The organism is Leuconostoc inhae (genome assembly GCF_019656015.1).
GTDB lineage: Bacteria > Bacillota > Bacilli > Lactobacillales > Lactobacillaceae > Leuconostoc > Leuconostoc inhae_A.
Genome location: NZ_BPKW01000013.1, coordinates 20,260 through 46,356, shown reverse-complemented (window position 1 = coordinate 46,356; position 26,097 = coordinate 20,260). Strand labels below are relative to the sequence as shown.

General features: G+C 37.4%; 25 protein-coding genes. 17 read left to right on the top strand and 8 right to left on the bottom strand.

The genetic code is table 11. The annotated features are described in order from the left end of the window. Window positions 1–557: hypothetical protein (locus K5Q14_RS08040; RefSeq protein WP_220735283.1), on the top strand; the 557-nt coding region annotated here is incomplete at its 5' end. Window positions 558–719: 162 nt separating this feature from the next. Here the strand turns inward: K5Q14_RS08040 and K5Q14_RS08035 are convergent. From K5Q14_RS08035 to K5Q14_RS08025, 3 genes are all read right to left on the bottom strand, one after another. After that, on the bottom strand, window positions 720–1,523 hold the full coding sequence (locus tag K5Q14_RS08035) for an IS3 family transposase (RefSeq protein WP_281419684.1): 804 nt from the start codon (window positions 1,521–1,523) through the stop codon (window positions 720–722). A 23-nt stretch (window positions 1,524–1,546) separates the two neighbouring features. Beyond that, the gene (locus tag K5Q14_RS08030) at window positions 1,547–1,816 is read right to left on the bottom strand and encodes a transposase (RefSeq protein WP_220735282.1); all 270 of its coding nucleotides are present in this window, start codon (window positions 1,814–1,816) and stop codon (window positions 1,547–1,549) included. Between the two features lie 107 nt (window positions 1,817–1,923). After that, window positions 1,924–2,883 (bottom strand): D-2-hydroxyacid dehydrogenase, encoded by a 960-nt coding sequence (locus tag K5Q14_RS08025; RefSeq protein WP_220735281.1) that lies wholly within the window; start codon window positions 2,881–2,883, stop codon window positions 1,924–1,926. A gap of 132 nt (window positions 2,884–3,015) precedes the next feature. Here K5Q14_RS08025 and K5Q14_RS08020 point away from each other — a divergent pair, with 132 nt between their 5' ends. Continuing rightward, window positions 3,016–3,843, top strand: coding sequence for a CHAP domain-containing protein (locus K5Q14_RS08020; protein ID WP_220735280.1), 828 nt, complete (start codon window positions 3,016–3,018; stop codon window positions 3,841–3,843). Between the two features lie 70 nt (window positions 3,844–3,913). Here the strand turns inward: K5Q14_RS08020 and K5Q14_RS08015 are convergent, their stop codons facing one another. After that, entirely contained in the window at window positions 3,914–5,368 is a 1,455-nt protein-coding gene (locus K5Q14_RS08015; RefSeq protein ID WP_220735279.1) for a glutamate--cysteine ligase, read from the bottom strand. A gap of 262 nt (window positions 5,369–5,630) precedes the next feature. On the opposite strand from K5Q14_RS08015, the gene K5Q14_RS08010 reads away from it, so the two are divergent. The 4 genes from K5Q14_RS08010 to K5Q14_RS07995 all read left to right on the top strand — a co-directional run bounded on the left by K5Q14_RS08010 (window position 5,631) and on the right by K5Q14_RS07995 (window position 10,508). Beyond that, on the top strand, window positions 5,631–6,938 hold the full coding sequence (locus tag K5Q14_RS08010) for a GHKL domain-containing protein (protein ID WP_220735278.1): 1,308 nt from the start codon (window positions 5,631–5,633) through the stop codon (window positions 6,936–6,938). Continuing rightward, on the top strand, window positions 6,938–7,645 hold the full coding sequence (locus tag K5Q14_RS08005; protein WP_220735277.1) for a LytR/AlgR family response regulator transcription factor: 708 nt from the start codon (window positions 6,938–6,940) through the stop codon (window positions 7,643–7,645). The genes K5Q14_RS08010 and K5Q14_RS08005 overlap by 1 nt, the downstream gene beginning before the upstream one ends. Before the next feature lie 113 nt (window positions 7,646–7,758). After that, on the top strand, window positions 7,759–9,615 hold the full coding sequence (locus tag K5Q14_RS08000; RefSeq protein WP_220735276.1) for an FAD/NAD(P)-binding protein: 1,857 nt from the start codon (window positions 7,759–7,761) through the stop codon (window positions 9,613–9,615). An 89-nt stretch (window positions 9,616–9,704) separates the two neighbouring features. Beyond that, entirely contained in the window at window positions 9,705–10,508 is an 804-nt protein-coding gene (locus K5Q14_RS07995; protein WP_220735275.1) for an HAD-IIB family hydrolase, read from the top strand. A gap of 61 nt (window positions 10,509–10,569) precedes the next feature. Here K5Q14_RS07995 and K5Q14_RS07990 read toward each other — a convergent pair whose 3' ends face one another. Further along, window positions 10,570–11,460, bottom strand: a complete 891-nt coding sequence (locus tag K5Q14_RS07990) for an alpha/beta hydrolase (protein ID WP_220735274.1) — start codon at window positions 11,458–11,460, stop codon at window positions 10,570–10,572. A gap of 280 nt (window positions 11,461–11,740) precedes the next feature. Here K5Q14_RS07990 and licT point away from each other — a divergent pair, with 280 nt between their 5' ends. The 3 genes from licT to K5Q14_RS07975 all read left to right on the top strand — a co-directional run bounded on the left by licT (window position 11,741) and on the right by K5Q14_RS07975 (window position 16,042). After that, entirely contained in the window at window positions 11,741–12,598 is an 858-nt protein-coding gene (gene licT / locus K5Q14_RS07985) for a BglG family transcription antiterminator LicT (protein WP_220735273.1), read from the top strand. A gap of 107 nt (window positions 12,599–12,705) precedes the next feature. Further along, window positions 12,706–14,592: a beta-glucoside-specific PTS transporter subunit IIABC gene (locus tag K5Q14_RS07980; RefSeq protein WP_220735272.1), complete on the top strand. Its 1,887-nt coding sequence runs from the start codon at window positions 12,706–12,708 to the stop codon at window positions 14,590–14,592. Further along, window positions 14,585–16,042 (top strand): glycoside hydrolase family 1 protein, encoded by a 1,458-nt coding sequence (locus K5Q14_RS07975; protein WP_220735271.1) that lies wholly within the window; start codon window positions 14,585–14,587, stop codon window positions 16,040–16,042. Before K5Q14_RS07980 ends, K5Q14_RS07975 begins: the two co-directional genes overlap by 8 nt. Window positions 16,043–16,348: 306 nt before the next feature. Here the strand turns inward: K5Q14_RS07975 and K5Q14_RS07970 are convergent, their stop codons facing one another. Continuing rightward, window positions 16,349–16,888, bottom strand: coding sequence for a YagU family protein (locus K5Q14_RS07970; RefSeq protein ID WP_220735270.1), 540 nt, complete (start codon window positions 16,886–16,888; stop codon window positions 16,349–16,351). A gap of 413 nt (window positions 16,889–17,301) precedes the next feature. Between K5Q14_RS07970 and K5Q14_RS07965 the strand changes: the two genes are divergently transcribed. From K5Q14_RS07965 to epsC, 3 genes are read left to right on the top strand one after another with little or no spacing between them, the layout of a single operon-like run. Further along, complete coding sequence (locus K5Q14_RS07965) at window positions 17,302–18,216, top strand: PLP-dependent cysteine synthase family protein (RefSeq protein ID WP_220735269.1); 915 nt, start codon at window positions 17,302–17,304, stop codon at window positions 18,214–18,216. Window positions 18,217–18,226: 10 nt separating this feature from the next. Then, entirely contained in the window at window positions 18,227–19,369 is a 1,143-nt protein-coding gene (locus K5Q14_RS07960) for a trans-sulfuration enzyme family protein (RefSeq protein ID WP_220735268.1), read from the top strand. Window positions 19,370–19,381: 12 nt separating this feature from the next. Next, window positions 19,382–19,879 carry a serine O-acetyltransferase EpsC gene (gene epsC, locus K5Q14_RS07955; RefSeq protein WP_220735267.1) on the top strand — a complete coding sequence of 166 codons (498 nt, stop codon included), beginning with the start codon at window positions 19,382–19,384 and terminating at the stop codon, window positions 19,877–19,879. 532 nt (window positions 19,880–20,411) lie between these two features. Here epsC and K5Q14_RS07950 read toward each other — a convergent pair. Continuing rightward, a complete protein-coding gene (locus K5Q14_RS07950) occupies window positions 20,412–20,972 on the bottom strand; it encodes an ECF transporter S component (protein ID WP_220735266.1) in 561 nt (186 codons plus the stop codon). Between the two features lie 293 nt (window positions 20,973–21,265). On the opposite strand from K5Q14_RS07950, the gene K5Q14_RS07945 reads away from it, so the two are divergent. The 5 genes from K5Q14_RS07945 (at window position 21,266) to K5Q14_RS07925 (ending at window position 25,144) form a co-directional block, all read left to right on the top strand. Next, window positions 21,266–21,667 (top strand): GntR family transcriptional regulator, encoded by a 402-nt coding sequence (locus tag K5Q14_RS07945; RefSeq protein ID WP_220735265.1) that lies wholly within the window; start codon window positions 21,266–21,268, stop codon window positions 21,665–21,667. Next, window positions 21,651–22,556, top strand: coding sequence for an ATP-binding cassette domain-containing protein (locus K5Q14_RS07940; protein WP_220735264.1), 906 nt, complete (start codon window positions 21,651–21,653; stop codon window positions 22,554–22,556). Before K5Q14_RS07945 ends, K5Q14_RS07940 begins: the two co-directional genes overlap by 17 nt. Continuing rightward, window positions 22,553–23,404, top strand: a complete 852-nt coding sequence (locus tag K5Q14_RS07935; protein ID WP_220735263.1) for a permease — start codon at window positions 22,553–22,555, stop codon at window positions 23,402–23,404. Before K5Q14_RS07940 ends, K5Q14_RS07935 begins: the two co-directional genes overlap by 4 nt. 63 nt (window positions 23,405–23,467) lie before the next feature. Continuing rightward, window positions 23,468–24,373 (top strand): ABC transporter ATP-binding protein, encoded by a 906-nt coding sequence (locus K5Q14_RS07930; RefSeq protein ID WP_220735262.1) that lies wholly within the window; start codon window positions 23,468–23,470, stop codon window positions 24,371–24,373. A 3-nt stretch (window positions 24,374–24,376) separates the two neighbouring features. After that, window positions 24,377–25,144, top strand: a complete 768-nt coding sequence (locus tag K5Q14_RS07925; protein ID WP_220735261.1) for an ABC transporter permease — start codon at window positions 24,377–24,379, stop codon at window positions 25,142–25,144. A gap of 50 nt (window positions 25,145–25,194) precedes the next feature. On the opposite strand, the gene K5Q14_RS07920 is transcribed toward K5Q14_RS07925, so the two are convergent. Further along, entirely contained in the window at window positions 25,195–26,055 is an 861-nt protein-coding gene (locus tag K5Q14_RS07920; RefSeq protein WP_220735260.1) for an aldo/keto reductase, read from the bottom strand. Window positions 26,056–26,097: the final 42 nt, after the last annotated feature.

Genomic DNA, 26,097 nt, shown 5'->3' with positions numbered 1-26,097 from the left:
TTTTTGCGTCATGGGTTATTCTCCTACGTCTATTATATCGTAGTAGAAACCGTGTCCATGTTTTTAGACTAACACCAATATCATTTTTAGAAGATGTAGGAGAATTAAAAAAAATAGTTGACCCGTCTATAGAAAAAGTAGCCCATATAAAGGTTGGAATGGCAGGACTAGGAGTACTCAGTTCAGGTATTGATGTGTTTGATGATTTAAAAGATATGCACCAAATAAATCAAGGGACTTCTGATGACCAAGAGGAGTATAAAAAATATGAAAAAAATAACTCTAAGTATGCTAAATCTAATGGTAGTGTTGTTAGAGAAAAGGATGGGACTAGTTACGCAATAGTTCATACTATGTTTACAGGAATTATGGATATTTTGTCTAATATAGGATCATTCTTATCAAAATGGATAGGGGTTATATTTGGCCCATTTGGTTGGTTAGCAGGAATAGTTGCTAGCTTAGTAGTTTCGATGGGAGTTGTTGCTTTTGGAAAATGGTTATGGGCTAAATATATTGCAAAAGCAGTTAGAAAATGGCTTGTACATTCGAGATGATAAAATAAATATCAGTTGCGTATTATTTATGGTTTGTGCTATTGAATTTTCTGCAATTTTTATGCAGTATTTGATTTAAGTTTATAATCTACCATATTAAATGAAATCATGTTGTGCTCCTAAGTCAATAGTTCGGACTCTTTTTTATCTAGGGCTGTTCGGTTAAGCGACTTGCTTGTCGCGATGCACAACACTGATACGTTCATCATTGTACCAGTCTAAATAGTTCGCAACAGCCAAAATTAAATGTGCCAGCGAGGTAAATCTGAATTGATAAATCATTTCTCGCTTTAAGAGTGAATGAAAACTCTCAATTTTAGCATTGTCATAAGGATGGCCTAATTTTGAATAAGAATGCGCAATAGCTTGTTGTTGTAACACTTGTTCAAAGCCAAAACTGGTAAATTGACTGCCCATATCGGTGTGCAAATAATCTGGTTTAGCATGTCGCGATAAAGCCCGTTGTAACGTTGATACAACGGGCTTTGTGTCCATCGTGGCACTGATTTGATGAGCCAAAATCTTGTGAGTGGTTAAATCCAACACCGACGCGAGATACACCCATTGCCCATCGGTTAATTTCAAATAAGTAATGTCCATACTCCAAGCATGGGCAGTCTTTAGATGTTTGATCAAATTTGGTCGTTGCTTGTAATCGACTGTCGTTGTTGGCTGTTGGAAGCGTTTGACCATCACAGAATAAATATCTGCTGCCCGCATCAAACGTCTAATACGCTTGATACCATGCTGTAAATGCAAGCCATCTAAGGCAATTTTCAAGCGTGGCGCACCATAGGCGCGGTAGTTTTTCTGCCAAATTTCAAGCAATAACTCTGTTAAAATGGCATCTTCACGTTGACGAGCCGGCTCATGATAATGCGTCCAATCAAAGTAGGTACTTTTTGGAATAGCCAACATTTTCAGCACCGTGACTAGCTTAAAGCCTTTTCTTAAAAGGTTTTGAATGACTGGTAGATGGGTCTTACGCGTTACTTGTGATGTTCGCCTAGCAAAACGGCCGCTAATTTTAATATCTCATTTTCTTCTTTGAGACGATTGTTTTCCTTTTGTAAGGCATTGAATTGCACGCGAGTGACTGGTTGACCCTGATCATCTGTGCCAATCACTTCAGCTTTTTTAACCCAACCCGTGACGGTTTGGACAGCTAAGTGGTATTCATTGGCTAGTGAATTGGCTGAACGACCTTGGTTGTACAAGGTCACAATTGAAGATTTAAATTCTGGGGTATATTTTTTCATAAAAGCTCCTATACTCTATTATCTCGGATTACGCCCTAGAAAGAAAGTAGTCCGGAATTTCAGTATAGGAGCATTTAATGATGTATGAAAATACAGATATACTACGATTAGTAAACAACATTAACCGGCTTATTTTCTAGATAAGATTTTAAATTTTCAACCGTAATATCTAATAGTCTTTCGCGTGTTTCGAGTGGCGCCCAAGCAATATGTGGTGTGATATAGCAATTGTTAGCTTTTAATAACGGATTGTTATTGTCGATTGGTTCGGTTTGCACAACATCTGTCGCTAGTGCGTAAACTTGATTATGATTAAGGGCGTCTGCCATATCAAATTCATTAATTAGTTTTCCTCGGGCAGTGTTGAGCACAATCACGCTGTTTTTCATTTTAGTAATTGTTTTTTGATTAATTAAATTCATTGTTTCGGGTGTTTGGATAACATGCAGACTGATGACATCAGATTGTTTCAACAGCTCATCAAATGATACTTGCTTAACCCAGTCATTATCGACTTGCTTAGGACGATGGTTATAAAAAATAACAGTCATAGAAAAAGCATGCGCTATTTCAGCTACTTTTTGAGCAATATGGCCGTAACCGATTAAACCAAGTGTTTTGCCCTTTAATTCAAATAATGGCTTATCCCAGAAAGTAAAGTCAGGACTCTCAGACCACTTACCCTTGTGGACAAGTTGATTATGTAGGCCAACTTGTCCAGTGACTTCGAGTAAAAGTGAAAAAGTAAATTGTGCAACCGCATCACTAGCATATGTGGGAATATTAGTCACGACAATGTTGTTTTGATGCGCAGTGTCAATGGCCACAACATCATAACCAGTGCCCATAATACCAATATATTTTAGATGTGGGGTTTGATTGAGAATACCAGTATTTAAAGGTGTTTTATGGGTAATAACAATTTCCGCATCGCTTATTTTTTCTAAGATTTCTGCCTGATTGTCAATAGTTGTGCGATCGTACAAAGTGACGTCGCCCAATGCTTTTAATGTAGACCAATTTAAATCTTGATTAAGTTCATAACCATCTAAAAGTACAATTTTCATAAATTATATTGGCTCCTTTTTGATAATATTGAGTAACTGAACATATTTGCTTTCATTATATCACTATAATCTGATTAAGCATTTGGAATCAGCCTAACGTATGATGTGGTATCACAAGAAAAGGGTAGAAAAATGAAAAAAATAGTAACAGGTTTGTTAACGTTAGGCATTGTTGGCGGGATGACTATTAATACGGCTAGTGCAGCCGTAATGGGGGATGATTATCCAGCCCACTTAAAAAATGCCTCGCCAGATTCCAAGGTTGATAACTGGACCATGTATAATCGAGAATGTGTCTCGTTTGTGGCATGGCGATTGCATGCACAAAACCAATTTGAACTACCAGTCGGTTTTGGTTCTGCTTGGCAGTGGGGTTCACAGGCAAAGGCGAAAGGGTATCGCGTTGACAATACACCAAGTGTTGGTAGTGTCGCATGGTTTGGTGCAGGTCATGTTTCTTGGGTTGCTGAAGTATCAGGTGATAACGTTGTGATTGAAGAATACAATTACAACTACAATCATAATTATTATCGACGCACGGTGAACAAGCGTGAGGTTTCTGGCTTTATCCACTTTAAGGATTTAGTAGGTGCCAAAGCTGCTACTGCTAATACCACACCAAAGCAAACGCCACAAAACAAAAATATTGGTATTGGGAGCAATGTCCGCTTTTCAGGGGTGTATCAAGTGAATGTTGTGAATATAGCTAAGAACAGTGTGGCGAGTGATAAATTATCAGGTGGCAAATCAACCACGTTGAATTTGATTGACGCTGTACCATTAGATGAAACAAATGCTAGTGGTACAAAATCAGGCAATCAAGTACTAGCAGTAGGAGAATACTTTAAGGTGAATGGCACTTATCGTGTGTTAGCTGTTGATAAGGCGTCTAACGGCATAAAAGTGAAAATTGGATCCTACGAAACTTGGTTAGATATCAGTCAAGCAACAGCTGTTTAAAAATGATTGATTACATGTGAGTGCATATAAAAAATACGAGACTGATGGTCTCGTATTTTTTATTGTGTGTTTAAATGTATTGTGTCAAATCTTGATTACCGGTTAAAGTCTGCAAGGGACCATTATTATAGGTGATGTTTAGTGTTTGTTCTGTACTGTCCATATGGGTGTCAAAACCGAGTTTGTGTGCTTGAATATAAACTTGTTGGAGTTGTGTTGGCATGTGTTGTAGCGTTTGAGACCAAGTATTTTGATGTCTCTGTGCCGAAATTTTAGCACCTTGTTGTAGGCCAAAAGGTATTAGTGACTCATTTTCAATGGCCTTACTCAGTTGTGCACCAATGGTTAGTTTTGGTTGTTTTACAGCAGAACGTGCAAAGCTAAGCGCTGATTGGAAGTCATTTTTTTGTGAGATTGGTGCAGATTGTACCAATTTTTCTAATCGTAAAAACAAATCATCGGCGTAGGCGATGGCATTGTCTGGTAATTGTTCATTGGGATGTTGTAAAGCAACTATTTGGTTGCGTGTGCGTGCATCGTCCAGTGTACTTTGTTCCCAAGTTGTTGGGTTAACAATAGCATCTATGATGAGTAGATGTAAGAAACTTAGCGCATTTTGGGAAATGCCATCCTGTGTGAAAGGGTCAATGTCAAACATTCTAAATTCCATATACTCTGCGCCATTATTGACAAGGTCAGTCATGTTTCCAGGTGCTTTCAATCGCACAGGACCATAAAATTCGCTTTTATCGTAAAAGTCACCGTCAATAATATGTTTTTGGATTTGATCGACGTGCGTTTGGAAGTCAGTATAATCAACTGTTATTTCAGGCCGGTTGGCAAAACCAAAATCACTTGCTCGCCAAGAGCGCACAGGTTGGAGTGCATACCGATCGTTTGGTATATTATCGGCAGGGTTTTCACTAACTGGTGACGCACCAAATAAATAAGTTAGGATCCAGCGATAACCAGTGACTTGTTGTGCTATTTGGAAAAAAAGATTATTTTTAGCCAATGAGTGAGAAGCAATATTATTACGTTGACGATACCAAGTAATCACATCATCAGAAGGTGAAAAATTAACATGGACGCCAGCCATGATATGTTGGAAACTGCCATAGCGAGATAACAATATATCACGATACTCTTGATACCAAGGGCGATCGAAATGGGTGTTTAAAAAATTAACATCATCGTTGGTTAGGTACGGTGGCATTGACAATGGCCATATTATTTCGTCATCAACTAATTCTTCGTTAAGCATGAGTTGCAATTCGTGTAAATGGGTAAGTGCTTTAGCAGAAGATGATTTTGGCGCGGTAACAACCTCTTCTAGACTTTCAGAAAAGTCGGTTTGAAAGTAGGGCTGAACACGCCTATCGCCAAGGGTGTCAGGATGGGGATGACGAGAGAGTGTTTTGCTACCGGTCTGAACACGGTGCTCTTCAATTTCAATACCAAAACGTCCAGCATACAAAGCATTAGTTAAATTTTCTGTTGTGTTGTTGTTATGCAAGTGTGACATGTGATTTCCTCACAGAGTTATATTTGTTATAGTTTACCTCATTTTTAGATACAAAGGGTAGAATATGTTCAGTAAAAATTGATTAAGAATCAGATAATCATAGTGATTAGTTAAGTATATGGTTTAGTAGTTGCTTTAATAGGTTATTTACTTTATTATTGTTATTATTAATATGTTAAACGTTACGCTAAAAAATTCGCTCTAGTCGATTGGATTAGAACGAATTTTTGCGTAAATTACAAATAACTATGGGGATTTAATCATGTTCCAAGTCTTAAATATTTTTAACGTTATAACGTGGCCATTATTTGAAAGTAGTGTGATGTTAATTTGGTTCAGTACTTTATTAGGACAGCATCATTTTTCAAAAGGCACTGTTGTAATAGCCAGCATGATATTGTACGTCATTAATATGATTGGAAATAGTTTTGAATCGCCTTTATTGCGTGCCAGCTTGGCTTCGACTTTGTCCATAGGTGTGTTATTTTATATTGGCTGGCGACAGAGCATCATTAGCAGTAAGCGGGTGTTACTACTCTACGCGTCTGTTAGTTCATTGCTAGCATACTGGGTGGTAAACTTTGAAATGACGATGACATCGTTAGTTAGCGTGCCAGTTTTTGTTCAAACAAGTTTAGATTTTTTAGCTAACATTCTGGCAGTCATATTGGCACTGACATTCAGACGATTGCAATATGAATGGTTAACTGAAAGTTTTTTAGATAAACATGGTATTCAGTTGCAAATACTTTTGATAAGCAGCTTATTTTTGAGAATAATGAATGATTTGTTAGCCTATTTTTTTGCTGTACAACAATTTACAGGGTCAATTTGGTGGGATTTTTTCTTATTAAGCATCATATTAGCGATAATTTTTGTGCCGGTGATCAGTAATCAACAGGAATTATTATTAGACAAAATTAATCAACATGATGTCGAAATGGCGGCCAGCCAAAGTTATACGCAACAACTTGAAACGAAGTATTCTGAATTTCGGTTTTTCAAACATGATTATAAAAATATATTAGCTAGCTTAGAGTATGGTATTGCATCAGAAAATATGAGCGATATCAGAAGTACATATTATTCAGTCATTAAAAAAAGTAATGATACATTGCCAGATCCGCAAATATTAAATTTAAAGTACATAGCAGATTTGAATCTAAAAAGTCTTATCTTAGTTAAATATCAAACAGCTTTTGAGAAATCAGTGTCATTTAACGTTGAAATTAATGCGTTTTTTGATATTGTTGCAATTGAGAATGATGTTACTTTTTACCGTGTTATTGGTATTTTACTAGATAATGCTATCGAATCAGCAGAAAAAGCCGTTAAAAAAACGGTAACGATGTTATTAACAGATTGTGAAGAAATAGTGATTATCAACAGTTGTACACAACGTATGGATCTTACAAAAATAGCAAAACTTGGTTATTCATCTAAAAAAAATCATAGTGGTTTTGGCTTAAATTTTGTCCAGCAGTATGTTAATCAACATGATAATATTGAGTTAACCACGATTTCTGAACAACATCATTTTATACAAAAAATGATGTTTACGGTGAGATAATGAATTATTATTTATTAGAAGACAACCTGATACAACAACGACGCATACAACATATCATTGCCAATTGTCTGGTATTTGATCAACCAATGGCATTGCTAGATGCGTTAAAAGCAGATCAGTCAGCTAAAGTTATTTTGCTAGATTTAGAAATTCGTACGGTTGAAAATGTTGGGCTAAATGTAGCAAAAATGATTAGACAATTTGATACAATGTCGCAAATAATCATTGTCACTACCCACTCAGAAATGATAGAGCAGGGGCTTAAATATCATATTGGTATGATAGATTTCATTGATAAAGCACAATCTGATAGCTTATTTACTAAGCGATTACTATCAGCTATCACAGCAGCCGAGCAGCAAATACGAATGCAAAATGGGACCCAATCAGAGCTTATCCGACTACCAAATGGTCAAAAATCTGAAAGTCTTTATTTAAACGATATTGTATACATGACATCTAACCAATCACAAAGTCATCAATTGACAGTTTGCTGTGAGCAAAAAAGCATACAGATTCGAACGACAGTTAAATCATTACCTGATCTACACCAAAATTTCATACAAATTCATGCTGCATATGTGGTCAACAAATCTAAAGTTAGCGCATTTGATGCCAAAAAGAGAACTGTTCAATTGCATAACGGTGTTTTGCTCCCATGCGCTAGAAAATATTTAAAATCGACGCGACAGTTGTTTGAAATATAAGTCAGCGTGAATACAGTCAGTTTTTGAAAATATCGTTAAAAACCCTTATAATAAATACTAGTTTAAATATAGAATAGAAGCGTTTATTGGTGCACGCTTTGGAGAAAAAATATATGCAAGTTGCAATTATTGGTGCTGGTCCGCGAGGCCTTGCTGTTGCTGAACGCCTAATTAATTTAGCGGATGATGATACACAGATTGACGTTCAAATTTATGATCCGTACGCTATTGGTGGTCGAGTATGGGATCCAACGATTTCGCAAAACAAACAATTTTTAATGAATACAGTCATTGATCAAATTACATTATTTAATGATGAGTCAATTGTAAATGGTGGCACACCTTATCCTGGACCAACGATGATTGAATGGCTCAAGCAAGAAGCAGCAGCGTTTTTAGCTAATCATTCAGAGTTGGCTGAACAATATGCTATTGAAGTATCACGCTTAACTAAACCGGATGACTTTGCGTCACGTGGCATGATGGGTGTTTATGCAGCGTGGTTTTTCGAGTGGTTAACACGTCGTGTACGGCCAAATCAAACACTTAATTTTACTAAGCAAAGTGTCATTAATGTTGTTAAAATTGGGGCAATGTTCCAATTGAAATTAGCTGATGGGGCACAAATATTAGCCGATCATGTTGTGATGGCACTAGGTCACTCTGATGATCACTTAACTGAAGAAGAAACAGCATTTAAAACCTTTGCCGCGCAACATCATTTGAAATATGTTGCACCGACACATCCAGCTGAAGCTGATTTATCTGATTTTAATGAAAATGATACTGTGATTATGCGTGGTTTGGGATTGAGTTTTTTTGATTATGTTGCAGCATTATCTATTGGAAAAGGTGGTCAGTTCACACGTGATGGTACGGGAGAATTAGTTTATGAGCCTTCAGGTCGTGAACCACATGTGATAGCAGGCTCACGTGGTGGTTTTCCATTGCATGCGCGAGGCGTGAACAAGAAATTATCGGGTGAACTTTATCAACCAGTGTTCTTTACTTTGTCAGCCTTAAATGCATTGCGGTCTGAAGAAGGCGGGCATATGACTTATGAGAGTTTTGAAAATTTAATCGTTAAAGAATTAACATATAAATATTGGCTAAATCGTCTAGATTCAAAAGATAATCAATTAACACCTAATCAAACTGAGAATTTCAAAAAAGCTTTATTAACCGGAAAACAGTTAAATGAGACAGCGAAGCACTTTGGTTTAACAGATATACCAGCATTCGATATTGAGTTGATACGTAATCCTGCGCGTGATTTACCTGAGACGGTCGATTATGCAGCATGGTTTTTGCAATATTTATCGGCGGACATTGAAGATGCTAAATTAGGTAACAAAAACGCACCATATGCGGGTACATTTGATATTATGCGAGATATTCGTGATTTGGTACGTGACGTGATTGCACAAGATTATTTTTCAGCAGATGATTATGAAAAATTTGTGAAACGGTTTAAGCCATTAGATATACGTGTGTCAGTTGGCCCACCATTAGAACGAGTAGAGCAACTCAAAGCATTGATTAAAGCCGGCCTTTTTGAGGTGACTGCTGCAAATATCAAGGTATCAACAGTAGATGGAAAATTTGAAGCACGTGATGTTCGTGGACAAAAATTTCAGGGAAATGCGCTGATTGAAGCGCGATTAGGATCAACAGATATGTCGATAGCTAGTAACCCGCTCATTACCAATTTGAGGCATAGTGGTATGTTTGTGCAGCCCTTGCGTACACGAGGTGATGGCTCAACGTACAAATTAGGGGCAATTAATGTCGATCCAACAACTTTTGAAGTGATTGATAAATCTGGCGCAATTATTTCTCATCTATATGTCTATGGCATTCCATTAGAGGGTTTGAAATGGTTTGGAACGGTCATTCCCAGACCTAGGGTTAATACAGTAATCCTACGTGAAGGGGCTTGGATAGCGAAGCATATTTTAGCCCACCAATAGGTGTTAATTCTCAGGGTAAATGAGAATGATAGTCAAGTGTACTGTATGAATTCAGAACAGCAAATAAATGAAAGCATATTGAAAAATTAATGGCAGATATTCAACTTATTGCAACGGACTTAGATGGCACGTTTTTATCAGATGATAAATCCTTTGATAAGGCGTTATTTCGTGTGGTGTTAGAGACACTTAAAAATAAAAATATTCAACTGGCTATTGCGACAGGGGTTCATCAAGAACGCATCAACGTGCTATTGGCAGATTTTTTGAATGAGGGCATGGCCTATGTGACTAATAATGGTGCACGGGTTACCAATGCTAATGGGCAGTTGATTTATGAACGCACGCTGGCTATGCCGATATTGCTACGTGTACAGCAATTATTAACTGCGTTTCCTGTTAAACCTAGTCGTGGGTTAGTTTATTCGACAGATGATACAGCTTATATACCGCGTGAATATGAGCATATCATGTTACAATCACATCGTCGATACTTTAAACAAGTAATCATATTTGACGATGTATCAGAAATTAAAGCGCCAATTTTAAAAGTAACGATGAACTGGCAAAACTTTGATGAGACACAATTTTATGATGCGGCGCGGCAAACGCTTGGGGATACTGTTCATGTCACAGAAACTGGTACAGGAGCAATTGATATTGTACCGGCAGATGTTAATAAAGCCATCGGATTAAAAACGTTAGCTGATAATATGGGCATTAGTATGGCAAATGTTGCTGCTTTTGGTGATGGCGCAAATGATTTTGAAATGCTAACGGCTGTAGGTCAGCCATTTATTATGCCAGGGGCGAGTATTACTGGGCCATTTAATAAAGTAACAGCTGATAATAATCATGCCGGTGTCTTAAAAACAATATTAACTATAATCTAAGCGTAACAAAAATCGTAGTATGCAATGACTCATAAACTGTGGGTCGGGCATACTACGATTTTTAATTTTGCGTTATAAATGCCAATTTTTGAGTATGTATGGCCTCGTTATTATAATCCTTTGGTCCGTGAACACCATATGGCAACCAGTGTGTTTCAATACTGTCGCCAACAATAGCGCGATAAGTTTCAGCTAGTTGGACGCTTTGAAGATAAGGCACTACTGAATCTTTTTTTCCGGCAATGAGCATGAGCGGCGGCATGTTGTTTGTAAAATACGTGGCTGGGTTAGCTTGAGAAACGAGGTCAGGCACATCTTTTGGGGATTGGTGTTGCAACATAATACCTTCAAAAGATTTTGCAGTACCTGTTTCAGAAAATTTTGGGGTAATACCTAATTTTTTAAACTGATGATTAAATTGGTCTAATTGGTAGGGACCATATAGTGCAATAACATGTTTAATCATCGGAAATGTTGGGTTGAAAGTGACATTTGGTATGTTTCCGATGGTGTGTTGTTTGGTAAACGTAGCAGCTGCCAAAACAGCTAATTGTGCACCGCTTGATTCACCAATCAGTGTTAAATCTGTCATATCAAGACGGTACTGAGTGGCATTCAGAGACAAAAAATCTAATGCAGCTCTAATATCAGCAATCTGGTTTGGAAACTGATTTGTTAGTGGGTCATTGAGGCGATAATTGATACTAATTATGGCAAATTGATCAGCTAAAAAACGTAAACTTGGATTGAGTTTAGCGGATGACTTCTGACCACGGAGCAAGCCGCCACCATATATATCAACAATCACTGGAAAATCTTGGTGACCGTCTGGTAGGTAAACATCTAGTGTGTGGCGCGCGTCAGGGGCATAATTGATGTCCTTAAAAATAGTCGTTGCTGTCACTGGAATGGTTGCAGGCACAAAAATGTTCGGTTTATCTTGAAATAACATCGTTTCTCCCTTTTCATCGTTTGGACTAACTGATTTCATTATACTAAAATTATGATGTCATATAAAATAAGATCGTGTAAATCAGCAATTAAGGCATATGAGTAATTTAAACTTTAGTATTGTAAACGCTTACATTGTATTGTATACTAAAGTCATAAAGGATTGTTACCGTGCGAATGGGCAAAACCTGACAGTTATTTGTTGCAAGTTTTAAAAAACTTTGTACAGATTTTGTCGGGTTTTTGTTTTAGAATTATCATTGAAAGTCTGGAAGTGATGAATGAATATCAAAAAAATTTTTAATAATAATGTTCTACTGGCAGACAATAATGGTCATGAAGTTGTATTAATTGGTAAGGGTTTAGGTTTCCAAAAAAAAATCGGGCAACGCATAGATGAAAAGGCAATTGATAAGATTTATGCACCAACAGAAGCACGGTGGTTAACGTTGTTTGATGAGTTAATTAGTGATGTTTCACCACAGTATTTCGAAATATCATCACAAATTATTAAATCAGCTGAAGAACAGCTGCAGACTAAATTTAACGCTTATCTATTGATTGCGATTACTGACCACATTCATTTTGCCATTCAAAGAACAGAAGATGGTATTGTGATTCATAATGAATTGCTATGGGAGATACAACATTTTTATCCGCAGGAATACGCTATTGGTGTCGCAGCGCTAAAATTAATTAAGACATCGTTTGGGGTGCCACTTGCAGATGATGAAGCTGGATTTATTGCATTAAAATTTGTCGAAAATCGCACATCCGCTCAAGATAGTAATGATAGGGGTGTGAAAATGACAAAATTGATTGGTGATATTTTAACAATTGTACAGTATCAGTTGCAGGTTCATCTCAGCGAAGACACCATTAGTTATCAAAGATTTTTGGTGCATCTACGATTCTTTGTCGAAAGAATTAGTAGCGATCAAAAAATTAATGCAGTGGAAGAGACGGATGATGTCTTATATCAGCATATTTTTAAAAAATATCCGCAAGCGTTTAATTGTACACAAAAAATTGTACAGTTTGTTAAAAATACGCTAAATAAAAATGTGACTTTGAACGAACAAGTTTATGTCACGATTCACATTCAAAGAATTATTAATGAAATCAGTCAACAGAGTTGATGGGATTGTAACTATTTAATTAGGCAAAACCCAAGTTAATTATGAAAAACGCTTTTTAGTGGTTATCATAATTAACTTGGGTTTTGTGATTAAGAAAAGGAGACATCATGGATTATAAAGTATTAGCAGAAAATATATTATCTGGTGTGGGCGGTAAGAATAATATTAACACAGGGTGGCACTGCGCAACGCGTCTACGATTCAAGTTAAAAAATGATAAGTTGGCTGACACCAAAAAAATTGAAGACTTAGATGGTGTCGTGACGGTGGTTAACTCTGCGGGACAATATCAAGTCGTTATTGGTAATTCGGTCGCTAATGTGTTTGAACCTTTAGCAGAATTGGCAGGTTTAGAAAATACAGATGATCAGATTGTTGATGAAAAAGATCAACCTAAAGAGAATGTGTTGAACAAATTAATTAGTTTTATATCCGGTGTGTTTACACCATTCTTGGGTGCCATGGCTGGTGCAGGTATTTTAAAAGGGTTGTTAGCTTTACTGTTAGCCCTAGGTTGGTTAACTGAAAAAAGTGGCGCTTATCAAATTTGGTATGCGGCAGGCGATGGGTTCTTCTACTTTTTACCAATATTATTAGCATTTACGGCAGCTAAGAGCCTTAAAGTGAATCAGTTTGTGGCAGTTGCTTTAGCAACGGCACTGGTTTATCCGACGCTTGTTGCTATAACGGGTAATTCACAGACAATCGACTTCTTTAATATACCGGTTATTCCAACCACGTATACGTCTAGTGTTATTCCGATATTGTTAGCGGTATGGGTGATGTCTTATATTCAGCCCGTACTGGACAAGCTATTTCCAGAAGCAATTCGTAATATATTTACGCCACTATTTTTGTTAATTATTATGGCACCCTTAACGCTGATTGTCGTTGGACCACTAGGGGCTAGTGTTGGTACGTTATTGTCAAATGGTATATCTGCTATTTATAATTTTGCACCAGCAGTGGCGGGTGCGCTTATGGGTGCGTTTTGGCAAGTGTTTGTTATCTTTGGTGTTCACTGGACATTCGTACCTGTTATGATGAACAACATTGGTAAACTCGGTTATGATCCACTACTACCTATACTAAGTGTTGCTGTGGTTTCACAGGCTGGTGCAGCATTAGGTGTCTTTCTAAAAGCTAAGGATGCTAAAATGAAGTCTTTGGCGGGTTCATCAGTAGCGACTGCTTTGTTAGGTATCACTGAACCAGCGATTTATGGTGTGACGTTAAAACTTAAGCGACCATTTGTTCTGGCAGCTATCTCAGGTGCTATTGGTGGTGCCATTGCTGGTGGTGGTCAAGCACATGCAAGTTCATTTACGTTACCTAGCCTATTAGCGCTCCCAACATATTTGGGTAAGGGATTTGTTAGTGTTATCATTGGGTTGGGTGTGGCGTTTACATTAGGTACTGTGCTGACTTATCTTTTCGGCTTTAGTAAGAATACAAATGTTGCGACAGTAGATGGGAAGTCGACTGAAAAGGCAGGCAATCATCAAATCATAGCACCGGTTGATGGGACAATTATTCCATTGAAAAATGTTAAGGACGAGGTTTTTGCTTCTGAAGCTATGGGACAGGGTATTGCGATTGTGCCAACGAGTGACATTGTGAAGGCACCTATCACAGGAACTGTGAGCGCTGTATATCCAACCGGACATGCTATAGGTATCATTTCAGAAAAAGGCGTCGAAGTACTCTTGCACATTGGTATTAACACAGTTGAATTGAATGGTCAGTACTTTAAGACATTGGTCAAAAAGAATCAAAAAGTCACTGTTGATGAACCTTTGGTTGAATTTGATCGTCAAGCGATTAGTGATGCTGGTTATGATACAACTGTGATGCTCATTATTACAAACACACCAAATTACGATATTTCCGTAACAGACAATACATTGGCGACTGATCGTGACTGGGTATTGAATTTAACTGATCGTCATATTGAGACAAGTAATGATTATAAAGGAGAAGTACAGCATGTATAAAACAACTTATGAAAAATCATTTCCCAAAGGATTCTTATGGGGTGGTGCGACTGCGGCCAATCAAGTTGAAGGTGCTTGGAACCTTGATGGCAAAGGGTTAAGTACGGCGGAAGTTGTCCAAAAAGCTGATAATCGTCGTAAAATGTCTATGGGTGACGTCACTGAAGAAACGCTTGCAATAGCATTGGCTGATAAAACAGATGATTTATATCCTAAGCGTCGCGGCATTGATTTTTATCACCACTACAAGGAAGATATTGCGCTTTTTGCAGAGATGGGGTTTAAAGTTTATCGCTTCTCGATTGCTTGGTCTAGAATTTTTCCACAAGGAGAAGATTCACAACCAAATGAAGCAGGATTGGTGTTTTACGACAATGTGTTAGCTGAATTAGCTAAATATGACATTGTCCCACTCGTGACTTTATCACACTATGAGATGCCAGTTGCTTTGACACAAAAGTATAATGGTTGGGCTGGTCGCGAAACTATTGCTGCATTTAATCGTTTTACTGAGACAGTATTCGACCGTTATCATGATCAAGTTGATTATTGGTTGACATTTAATGAAATCAATACAGGTACTTGGGGATTTCACGAAACGGGGGCTATTGATAAAGGCCTTTCGGAAAGAGAACAGTTACAGATTCGCTATCAAGCGTTACACCACCAATTTGTCGCCAGCGCCATTGCAACAAAGCAACTGCATCAGATTGATTCAAATGCCAAAATTGGATCAATGTTGGCACGGATGCAGACATATCCTGTGACACCAAATCCAGAGGATGTCAGAGCGGCACAATTAGAAGATGAAAAAAACTTATTTTTTACAGATGTACAAGCACGTGGTGAGTATCCAGAGTATATGAATCGTTTTTTCGGTGACAATGGTATTGTAATTCATATGGCAGAGGATGACCAAGCCATTTTGCTTGAAAATCCAGTAGATTTTATTAGTTTTAGCTACTATATGACTAATGTGACACAGCATAATCAGGTTGATGATGGTGTGGGTAACATGGCCGTCGGCGGTCGTAATCCTTATTTGAAGGAATCAGATTGGGGATGGCAAATTGATCCTGTTGGATTACGGATAACTTTGAATGCTATGTGGGACCGTTATCGCAAACCATTATTTATTGTCGAAAATGGCCTAGGTGCTTTAGACAAACTTGAAGATGATGGTCATGTGCATGACCAGTATCGTATTGATTATTTACGAGCCCATATTGAGCAGATGAAAGAAGCAATCAAGGATGGTGTTAATCTCTTAGGTTATACGATGTGGGGCCCAATTGATTTGATTAGTTTTTCGACATCAGAAATGTCAAAACGATATGGTTTCATTTATGTGGATCAAGATGATGATGGCAAGGGCACTTTGAAAAGAATTAAAAAAGATTCATTCACGTGGTACAAAGAGGTTATTGCCTCCAATGGTGAAACACTGTAAGCGTTTGCAGAGTTAATGCAGATACGATATAATATAAGGGTAGATTAGGCGAAACGATAAGACTAATTAAACTTGTTTAAGCCATCTTCACTGGCGAACGCAGTATACCTCGTTCATTCCAAATAGTTTACTTGTATAGAATCAGAACATCTTGTAAGTGGCCGAGAACGCATACAACCATGTCCGTGATTCAAAGTAGTAATAACATGTGAGATTTCAGTCTCCTATTTGTTACTATGATGAGTAGGCTATTTTTTGTTTGTTGTGATATCAAAAAGGCATCCACATAGTGGATGCCTTTTTAAATTAAATATTTGTGAGATGTCCGCGCTTATCTTTAGCAATCAAGTAGTAGACGGTTGCAGCAATAGCCCAAGCCCAGACAATGTGTCCGAAGAACTCTGAAAAATGTTCAGCAAATGGTTGGTTCCAAGGTGCAGGCACTGTTCCAAAAGCTGGCATAATAATGACATGCCAAGCAATCCAAAGCACAATACCATAAGCAGCGCCTTGCCAAAGACCAATTTTTGACCAATATTGTGAAATAAATACATATAATATTGAGAAGGCAATGGCAAATGAAAAATGAAGAATCAATGTAAACCAAAATACTTTTTGATCTTGTGAATAGTAGACAAATGACTCAACTAATTTCTTAGGAATGCCAATTTGCATAGCCATATGCTGTGGCGGATTGATTAAGTTACGGGCAATTGTGCGAGGTGGAAAAATATTCTCCCAGCCAATCTTGACCATACCAGAAACCATACCGGCAATGAAGCCAAACCAGACACTTTTTATGATAATCTCTTTCAGATTAGCTTGTGGTTTTTGTAATGTAAACATAAATTCTCCCTTTCAAACGAAACAATGATACGTAATATATTTTCTATTACAAATAGTAAGTTTAAACGTTTGTATGTGAATTGTCAAACATATTTTTTGCTTTTTATAATAAATTAATATTATTTGATTAAACACGCGCAAGTATTTTATTTATGAGTTGACAGTTTAAAAAATATAACGTATATTAAAGTTAATTAATCAGCAGGAGTTTGTTATGGCACCCAAATATACGACATTTCATCTTAATTGCTGCAGTACAACACGTTTTCGATGTTGTACTGCTTGTTAAGCATGAACTTTTTGGGTCAATCATAACCAAAATGGACAAGGCAGTTCAATAATCGAAGGCGTGAAAATTCAACTGAATTTTCACGCCTTTTTGTCTACATTTTTCAGAAAAAAAGGAAAATAGCATGTTAATTAAAAATATATCCGAATTAATTGGTCAAACGCCATTAATTGAATTACAACTCACTATTCCAAATCATAGCCGTATTTTTGCAAAGCTAGAAATGTTTAATCCGGGTGGTAGTATCAAAGATCGGTTAGGGCAATCTTTGGTTAAGGATGGCATCGCACGCCAAGTCATTAATCAAGACACTGTGATTATTGAACCAACAGCAGGCAACACAGGAATTGGTTTGGCCTTAGCTGCACAACAACATCATTTGCGTACAATTTTGGTTGTGCCTGAGAAGTTCAGCTATGAAAAGCAACAGTTAATGCAGGCATTGGGCGCTGAAATTGTGAACACGCCTTCGAGTGCCGGCATTAAAGGTGCGATTGAAAAGGCTAAAGCATTGGCAGCAGAGATTGATAATAGTTATGTACCGATGCAGTTTGCCAATCCTGCTAACCCACAGACTTATTATCAAACGTTAGCGCCAGAGTTAATTGACGATTTAAAGGGTGAAAAGATTACGGCATTTGTTGCCGGTGCGGGTAGTGGTGGTGCCTTTTCAGGTGTTGCACGATACCTCAACGAATATGATAATACTATCCAAAATATTGTTGTTGAACCTGAAGGATCAATTTTGAATGGGGGTCCTGCACATGCGCATCGCACAGAAGGCATTGGTGTTGAATTTGTTCCGCCATTTTTCAAAGATGTCCACATTGATCAAACATTAACGATCAGTGATGCAGATGCTTTCCGGCAGGTGCGTGAGGCTGCAGCAAAGTTAGGGTTGTTTATTGGTAGTTCAAGTGGGGCAGCTTTAGCAGCAAGTTTGAAATTGGCTGAAACGTTACCAGAGCATAGTACGATTGTTACTATTTTCTCAGATAGCAGTGAACGTTATATGAGTGATAAAATTTATGAAAAATGAGGCAAATAAAATGAAATTTAATACACAATTAATCCATGGTGGCATTAGCTTTGATCAAACAACTGGTGACGTATCAGTGCCTATTCACATGGCATCGACGTTTAAACAACATAAAATTGGTGAATCAAAATATGAATACTCGCGTTCTGGCAATCCAACACGTGAAGCAGTTGAAAAATTGATTGCTGATCTTGAGAATGGTGCGGCTGGCTTTGCCTTTGCATCAGGTTCGGCAGCAATTAGTACCATTTTCACACTGTTTTCGTCTGGCGATCACATTATTGTTGGTAATGACGTTTATGGTGGCACATTTCGATTAATAGATAGTGTGCTTAAACGACAAGGGCTGACGTTTACAATCATTGATACACGTGATTTGGACGCTGTAGAAAATGCTGTTCAAGAGAACACCAAGGCAATTTATTTTGAAACACCGACGAACCCGCTATTACGTATTACGGACGTTGAAGCAATTTCTAAAATCGCACAAAAACATCACTTACTCAGTATTGTTGACAATACTTTTGCCTCACCATACATTCAAAAACCAATTGTTTTAGGCGCTGATATTGTTGTGCATAGTGCTTCAAAATATTTGGGTGGACATAGTGATCTTATTGCCGGTCTAGTGGTTACTAAAACGGCAGAGTTGGGTCAAAAAATCGGTTATTTACAAAATGCCATTGGCGCCATTTTATCACCACAAGAAAGTTGGTTGCTACAACGTGGTATTAAGACATTGGCACTACGTATGCAACGTCATCAGAGTAACGCACAAACTATTTTTGACTACCTGAATGCGCATCCGCAAGTCGCTCGTGTTTATTTCCCAGGAGATCCCAATAATTCTGACTACGATCTTGCCAAAAAACAAATGAATGGGTTTGGCGCCATGATTTCATTTGAATTACAGGCTGGTCTAAGCCCAGATACTTTTGTTGAAAATCTAAAAGTTATTACCTTAGCTGAAAGTTTAGGCGCACTTGAAAGTTTGATTGAAGTGCCAGCAAAAATGACTCACGGGGCAATCCCAAGGGATATTCGCCTGGCTAATGGTATTCAAGATGAATTGATTCGCTTGTCAGTTGGTGTCGAAGATATTGATGATTTAATTGCTGATTTGGATCAAAGTTTTGATCATTTAAAAGGTTAAATTGGCGGCCATATGTTTGCAACTGCTAAGGCCATCCTCAAACAAGATCCAGCTGCTCATAGTTTAATGATGGTTATTTTAACCTATCCTGGGCTACATGCGCTAGGATATCACCGGTTGGCCCATTGGCTTCATGTGCACCAACAGTATCTACTAGGCGCCATCATAGCGCGTTTGGCGGCCAAACGGACTGGCGTGACGATTGCGCCCGGGGCACAAATCGGGCAACGTGTTTTCATCGACCATGGCATTGGCGTCGTTATTGGTGAAACAGCGATTATTGAAGATGACGTGACTATTTTACATGGTGTGACCATCGGTGCCCGTAACATCAGTAGTGGCCGGCGACACCCACATATTAAACATGACAGTTTTATTGGGGCACATGCGCAAATATTGGGTCCGATAACGATTGCAAGCTATAGTAAAATTGGTGCCAATGCAGTCGTCCTCAATGATATTCCTGCTCATGCGACAGCTGTAGGAAATCCTGCACGGATAGTAAAATAGGTTATATTTGAAAAAAGTATCTAACGCTATGATCGACGTTAGATGCCTTTTCAATTGACTAGACTAAATTTTGTGCCAGTCTATAAAAATCAATCCAATACTCATTAAAATAAATAGAAGAATAAAAAACATTTGGACGGGCCAAGATGTCCAAAGGCTGAATATTATATGGTTGTATTAATCTGTTTTTTAGGTAAGAAGTTATTCATAAATAGTGGGTTGATACCAAAAAATCAACATATAAATTATGATAAAAGAAATCAAACATATGGCGCTTAAGTATTTTTATTTAACCTGTATTTAATGTTACCTCGGTATGATAGCTATATTGATAAGATAACTTAACTTATCAATATAACGAAACCTCAATAGATAATGCAAATTTTTCATTTCATTCTCTCCCAATCTCTCTTCTCATTCTTAAAAATATTTTCTCCCCTCCGTATTATCTAGTTGATATGGGGTTTCGTTTTGTAAATAGCAAAAAAAAATGCTGACCAGTAATCATTGGTCGGCATTTTTGTTATGGCAACTATTTTAGTATCGGAGCTAGTTGACTGCGCAATCGGTTACCTAAGACTGGATAAACAATTAAGACAACCATCATCGTTGTCACGCAATTAACAATTGTCGGTAAAAGTGCTGATAAAGTCGCAACGATTGCCGGTTGTAGCGTCAACCCTCTGACTAAACTCATGATAAAATTGTGACATGTCGTTGTGATGAATTTGGTTGTAATGGCTGCTAATATGATCAGAACTAATTTAAATGATTGTGGTTTAACGCGATAGTTTAAAAGATGAATCACTAGTGTTGCTGCGCCACCAACGACAAAAACTTCAAGAAAGTAATAGGGTGCGTCTAAGACATAATTATGCGTGACATCAAAAAGTGCTAACCCCATGCCACCAGCTAATGCACCGCGTTTATATCCTAATAAAAGAACAGAAAGTAATGCGGCTGCATTGCCTAGATGCACAAATGGTTTGCCGACTAAAGCAGGCATAGGCACTTGGATGCTTGTTGCTATGAAAGTGATAGCAGCAAAAAAAGAAACAAAGACAATTGTATTGATAGTGTGTCGATTTTGCATATTTTCCCCATCTCAGAAAGCGTCACCAATTTTAAAGGTTAATGACCATAGTTTACCATATATTAGAGCGAACATGATTATGCTGATGATGTTATGGCAACGATTGAAAAGATAAGTCAATTCATTAGTTAAGCACGCAACCTTGACAAAATTGAGTGTACCGCGTAACATAGTACACGTGATACACACAGTAACATCTAAAAGTGTGTCTTGGGGAATAATGAAACACAGTTAATAATATAAGTTAGTTGACGAACTTGACTTGTATTAAAAAATAAAAAGGAAGTACATAAATGGCACAAATTCAGCGGAATCAGCCATTATATGAGCAACTCATGTGGCGTATCAAAGCACAAGTTGCTTCAGGCGTGCTGATAGTTGGTGAAAAATTACCTTCGGTAAGAGAAATGGCTTTAATTGAGGGATTAAATCCAAATACTGTAGCTAAAGCCTATCGTGCTTTGGAGAGTCAAAATGTTATCGAAACGGTAACTGGAAGAGGGACATTTATTCGTGCAAATGATGACTTTGCCGCAGATGAACAACTGATTGCAAGCCTGCAACAACAACTTGGGGAAGTTGTAATTGAAGCAAAACGCGCATCAATTTCGGTGCAAGAATTACATCAATGGCTTGATAGTTGTTATAGCGGGGAAGCGTCTTTGCCAAGGAGGATGCATGACACTAGTCATTGAGAATATTTCTAAAAAGATCCAAGATAAACAAGTATTAGAAAATGTTAGTTTTGAATTAAATCAAGGCGAAATAGTTGGATTAGTAGGGCGAAATGGTGCCGGTAAAACGACACTATTTGGTACAATTGCCGGTGAATTAATACCTGATTTTGGGCGTATTGGGTTAAATGATTTAGATTATAATAAGACAACACGCCTACATGACCAATTATTTTATGTGGATATGCCAGAAAATTGGTTGCGCCATTATTCACCTAAAAAAATCAAAACCATTTTGAAAGTGTCATACAAAAACTTTGATGAATCTTGGTATGATGCTGAAATTAAACGATTTGGTTTGAACAACAGTAAACGTATTCGGACATACTCGAAAGGTATGCGTGCGTTATTTGCTATTATTGTTAGTTTTGCTAGTCGTGCACAATATGTATTACTTGACGAGCCACTTGATGGCTTAGATGTTTTGATTCGTGATCAAGTGAAGCAGTTAATTGTCAACCAAGTAACACAACATAACACGACTATTTTAATTGCTTCACATAACTTAATCGAGTTAGATACGTTAGTTGATCGCATTCTATTGTTGAAAAATCAAACAATTGATCGTACTTTTGCTATTGAGGATAATAAAGACATTAAAAAATATCAATTGGCTTTCACGGGTGATGAATTACCACGGTTTTTACGGGATAGTGGGACAATTATTGCGCAAACTGGTCATATTGTGACAATTGTATTTAATGATTTTTCAGAAGATCTCGGTATTAAATTAGCTGGACCAGAATTTAAGTTTGTGGAAGAATTGCAGATTAGTAGTGAAGATGTGTTCAGGGCAAGTTTTGCTGAAGAAGCCTTTACGTGGCAACAAGAATTAGAGGCAGACGCGTGAGACAAGCACTTAAGTTATATACGACGATTAGAAAAAATCAATTTATGATGGCAACAGTCATTGGCATGATTTTAATTATCTTATCAGTGGGGTCGATTATATTGATCCCAAGTATGACTGGCCAAGATATTGACGATACCTTAGGAACAGCCTTGATGTGTATATGGTTAATCATGGCTATAATCGTCTTTTTGAATGATCAATCACGTCGATTAGATACTTGGTTATACACACAGAATATTTCACGTGGACAATTATTTTTAACACGGATTATCTTATTAGTTGGATTACCAATTATGGCGGCTAATGTAGTTGATTTAGGATTAACTGCTGTCCGTCATCCACATATTTTAATGGCGACGTTCAATAATGATATAACCGTATCTGCTAATGTATTATTTATGTCTAGTTTATTTGTGATTATTGCGACAATTATTGGCCCACATTGGTTGAAGTTAGCAGGATCTATATTTACATTAGGCCTGATGGTTCTAGCTGGGCCTATGATTGCGTCATTGTTTAAAAGGATCAGTGGTGGTACTTCTCATTTTGAAGTAATCATTCAACCAATCATTACGGTGTTAGCCGCACTGTTAATATTTGCGATAGGATATTATTTAGCGCAAAATATTAGTGATGATACTGTTGATGAGGCAGTACGCGTTCATTATCTTAAGTGGCCGATTGTTATTTTTGTGTTTGTGGCGACATTAATAAAAACAATGTCTAATCCTGGTCGAAATAGTGTCGATGGTTTCCTACTGGGGCTTATTTTGCCTATTATTTTAACAGTTGTGACATTTATCTTTGTATTTAAGCCAACATTTAAAGTGACATGGGATAAATAATTTGATTAATACGTCGTAGCGCACATTGCGTGATGATAATAGAAACTACATGGGGGAATAAAAATGGCTTTATTAGAAGTAAAAAGTATTGATAAAAGTTTTGGTAAAAAGAAAGCAATGACAAATGTCAGTTTCAACGTTGAAACAGGGCATATTGTAGGGCTTATTGGTCCAAACGGCGCGGGAAAATCAACAACGATGCGTGCGATTACTGGTTTGATGAGTTATTCAAATGGGACAATTGTATTTGATGGGAAGCCGATTACTTTCAGTAACCATCAGGCACTTGATAAAGTTGGTAATTTGATTGAATATCCTTCAATCTATCCAAACTTGACCGCATTAGAACATTTGACTTTGTACGCGATGGATACAAAAGATTCAGCTGATTTTAAAGAGTTGATGCACAAGACACAAATTGATGGTGATAATTTTGGCAAGAGAAAGGCTAAAAACTTTTCATTAGGCATGAAGCAACGTCTGGGAATTGCGATTGCGTTAATTCGTAATCCTAAATTAGTTATCTTGGATGAGCCTATGAACGGTTTGGATCCACAATCAGTTCATGATTTACGTGAACTAATTCGTGATTTAGCCAATCAAGGTGTTGCATTCTTGATTTCAAGTCATTTGTTAGATGAATTACAAAAATTAGTTGATGATGTGGTTATTATTAACCATGGTAAAATAATCGAAACAGCAACTATGACAGAATTTTTCAGTCATGATAAGGTTCGTTGGGTAATGGATACATCAGATAACGAGGCAACAGTTCAGCTAGCAAAAGCAAATAAATGGACAGTAACAGTTGATGATGGTCATGTGCAAATCTCTGGGGCGGATAATTTACAACATGTGATTACAGCAATGAATCACGCTGACATACAGATTAAATCACTGAATACTGTCACTGGTAATTTGGAAAAATCATTACTTGATATGTTAGCTAATGATGACAAGGGGGAATAATAGATGTTAACTTTAATGAAACAAGAGTATTATAAAACTTTTAAGCAAAACCGTTTGTACATTTGGTTAGGTTTGAGTGTCATTTTCCCACTAGCAATTATGGGTATATTTAAATCACAGCGTGGTGCTGGATCAATAACTGATCTAGGGCATGCAACGTTTTATGTCTATCTGGTCGGTATTATAATTACGGCACTAAGTGTATCGCAAGAATTTGGGTTTGGGACAATTCGGCCTTTGTTATCACGACGATTTAGTCGTGGTATGATATTTACGAGTAAGTTGTTACTTAACTTTAGCATTTATATTGCACTGTTTATTGGTGCCTTTATTGGTACGATGATTGGACAATTAATTTTTGCACCTAACTTTGATTTTTCAAAACGCGTTAGTTACGCTGGTAATGCTTGGCAGACTATGGGTATCACAGTTATGGGAACATTGTTACAAATGATTTTTGTAGCTGCACTCGTACTATTGATTACCAATCTAGTTAAGAGTTCTGGTGCTGCCATTGGTCTAGGCGTTGTTATGATTGTTGGAACACCGATTTTAAGTACGATTTCAATGTTATTGATTAATATGGCGCCGATATTGAAATGGAATCCGTTCAACATATTTATTGGGATGGCATCATACGGACAAGCAAGTCCTAGCGTGATTAAGAGTATGGTTCATATGTCACAGGGTACCGTGATCATTGCTTACCTTGTTTATATCTTCATTATGTACGTAATTGCCTATCTTATTTTCAAGAAACGTTCAGTTTAATTGCATATAAAAAGCGATTGTTTCACGTGAAACAATCGCTTTTTCAGTGATTAGAATGATATCTGATCAGCATTAATATGCAATTCACCAACAGCTTGTAACTCATCTAGAGCTGCAATGTCTTCAATTGTTAAGGAGAAATCAAACACATCCGCGTTAGCTTGAATATACGATTCATGGGTTGATTTAGGTAAAGGTAAAAATCCTTTATCTAATGACCAACGAATTAAAATTTGAGGGATTGATTTGTTATATTTTTTAGCTAGAGAACTTACCTGTGGCAAATCAATGAGTTTGCCAGTGCCTAATGGTGAGTAAGCCTCATTTAAAATGTTGTGTGCAGCATTATAAGCAACAAGTTCGACCTGTTGATCAGAAGGATTAAGAAAGTTTTGATTGACCATAGGCGCTATGTTTTGTGTGTGAGTTAATGCTTCTAGGTGATGAATTTGAAAATTAGAAACACCAATGGCTTTAACTTTACCAGCTGTATAGGCATCTTCGAAAGCACGCCAGGTTTCAGCATTTGCAGATTGCCAAGCTTCTTCCCCAGTAGCCTTAATACTTGCTGGATTAGGCCAATGAATTAAGTATAAGTCCAAGTAATCAAGGCCTAACTTATTTAGTGATACATCAAGTGCTTTAAGTGCCGATTCATAGGTGTGGGCATCATTCCAAAGCTTAGATGTGACAAACAATGACTCACGTGGTATACCTGAGTCTTTGATTGCGCGACCAACTGATGCTTCGTTACCATAAACGGCAGCTGTATCAATGTGTCGGTAACCAGCATCAAGCGCCCACTTAACTGCTTGATAAGCGACGTCACCATCAGCGGATTGCCAAGTACCAAAACCAAGAACTGGTATTTTAGTACCGTTTGCTAGTGTATAAGTGTCTGTAAGAGACATAAATGTTACCTCCATCATAAATTACTAATTGATTATCTTGAA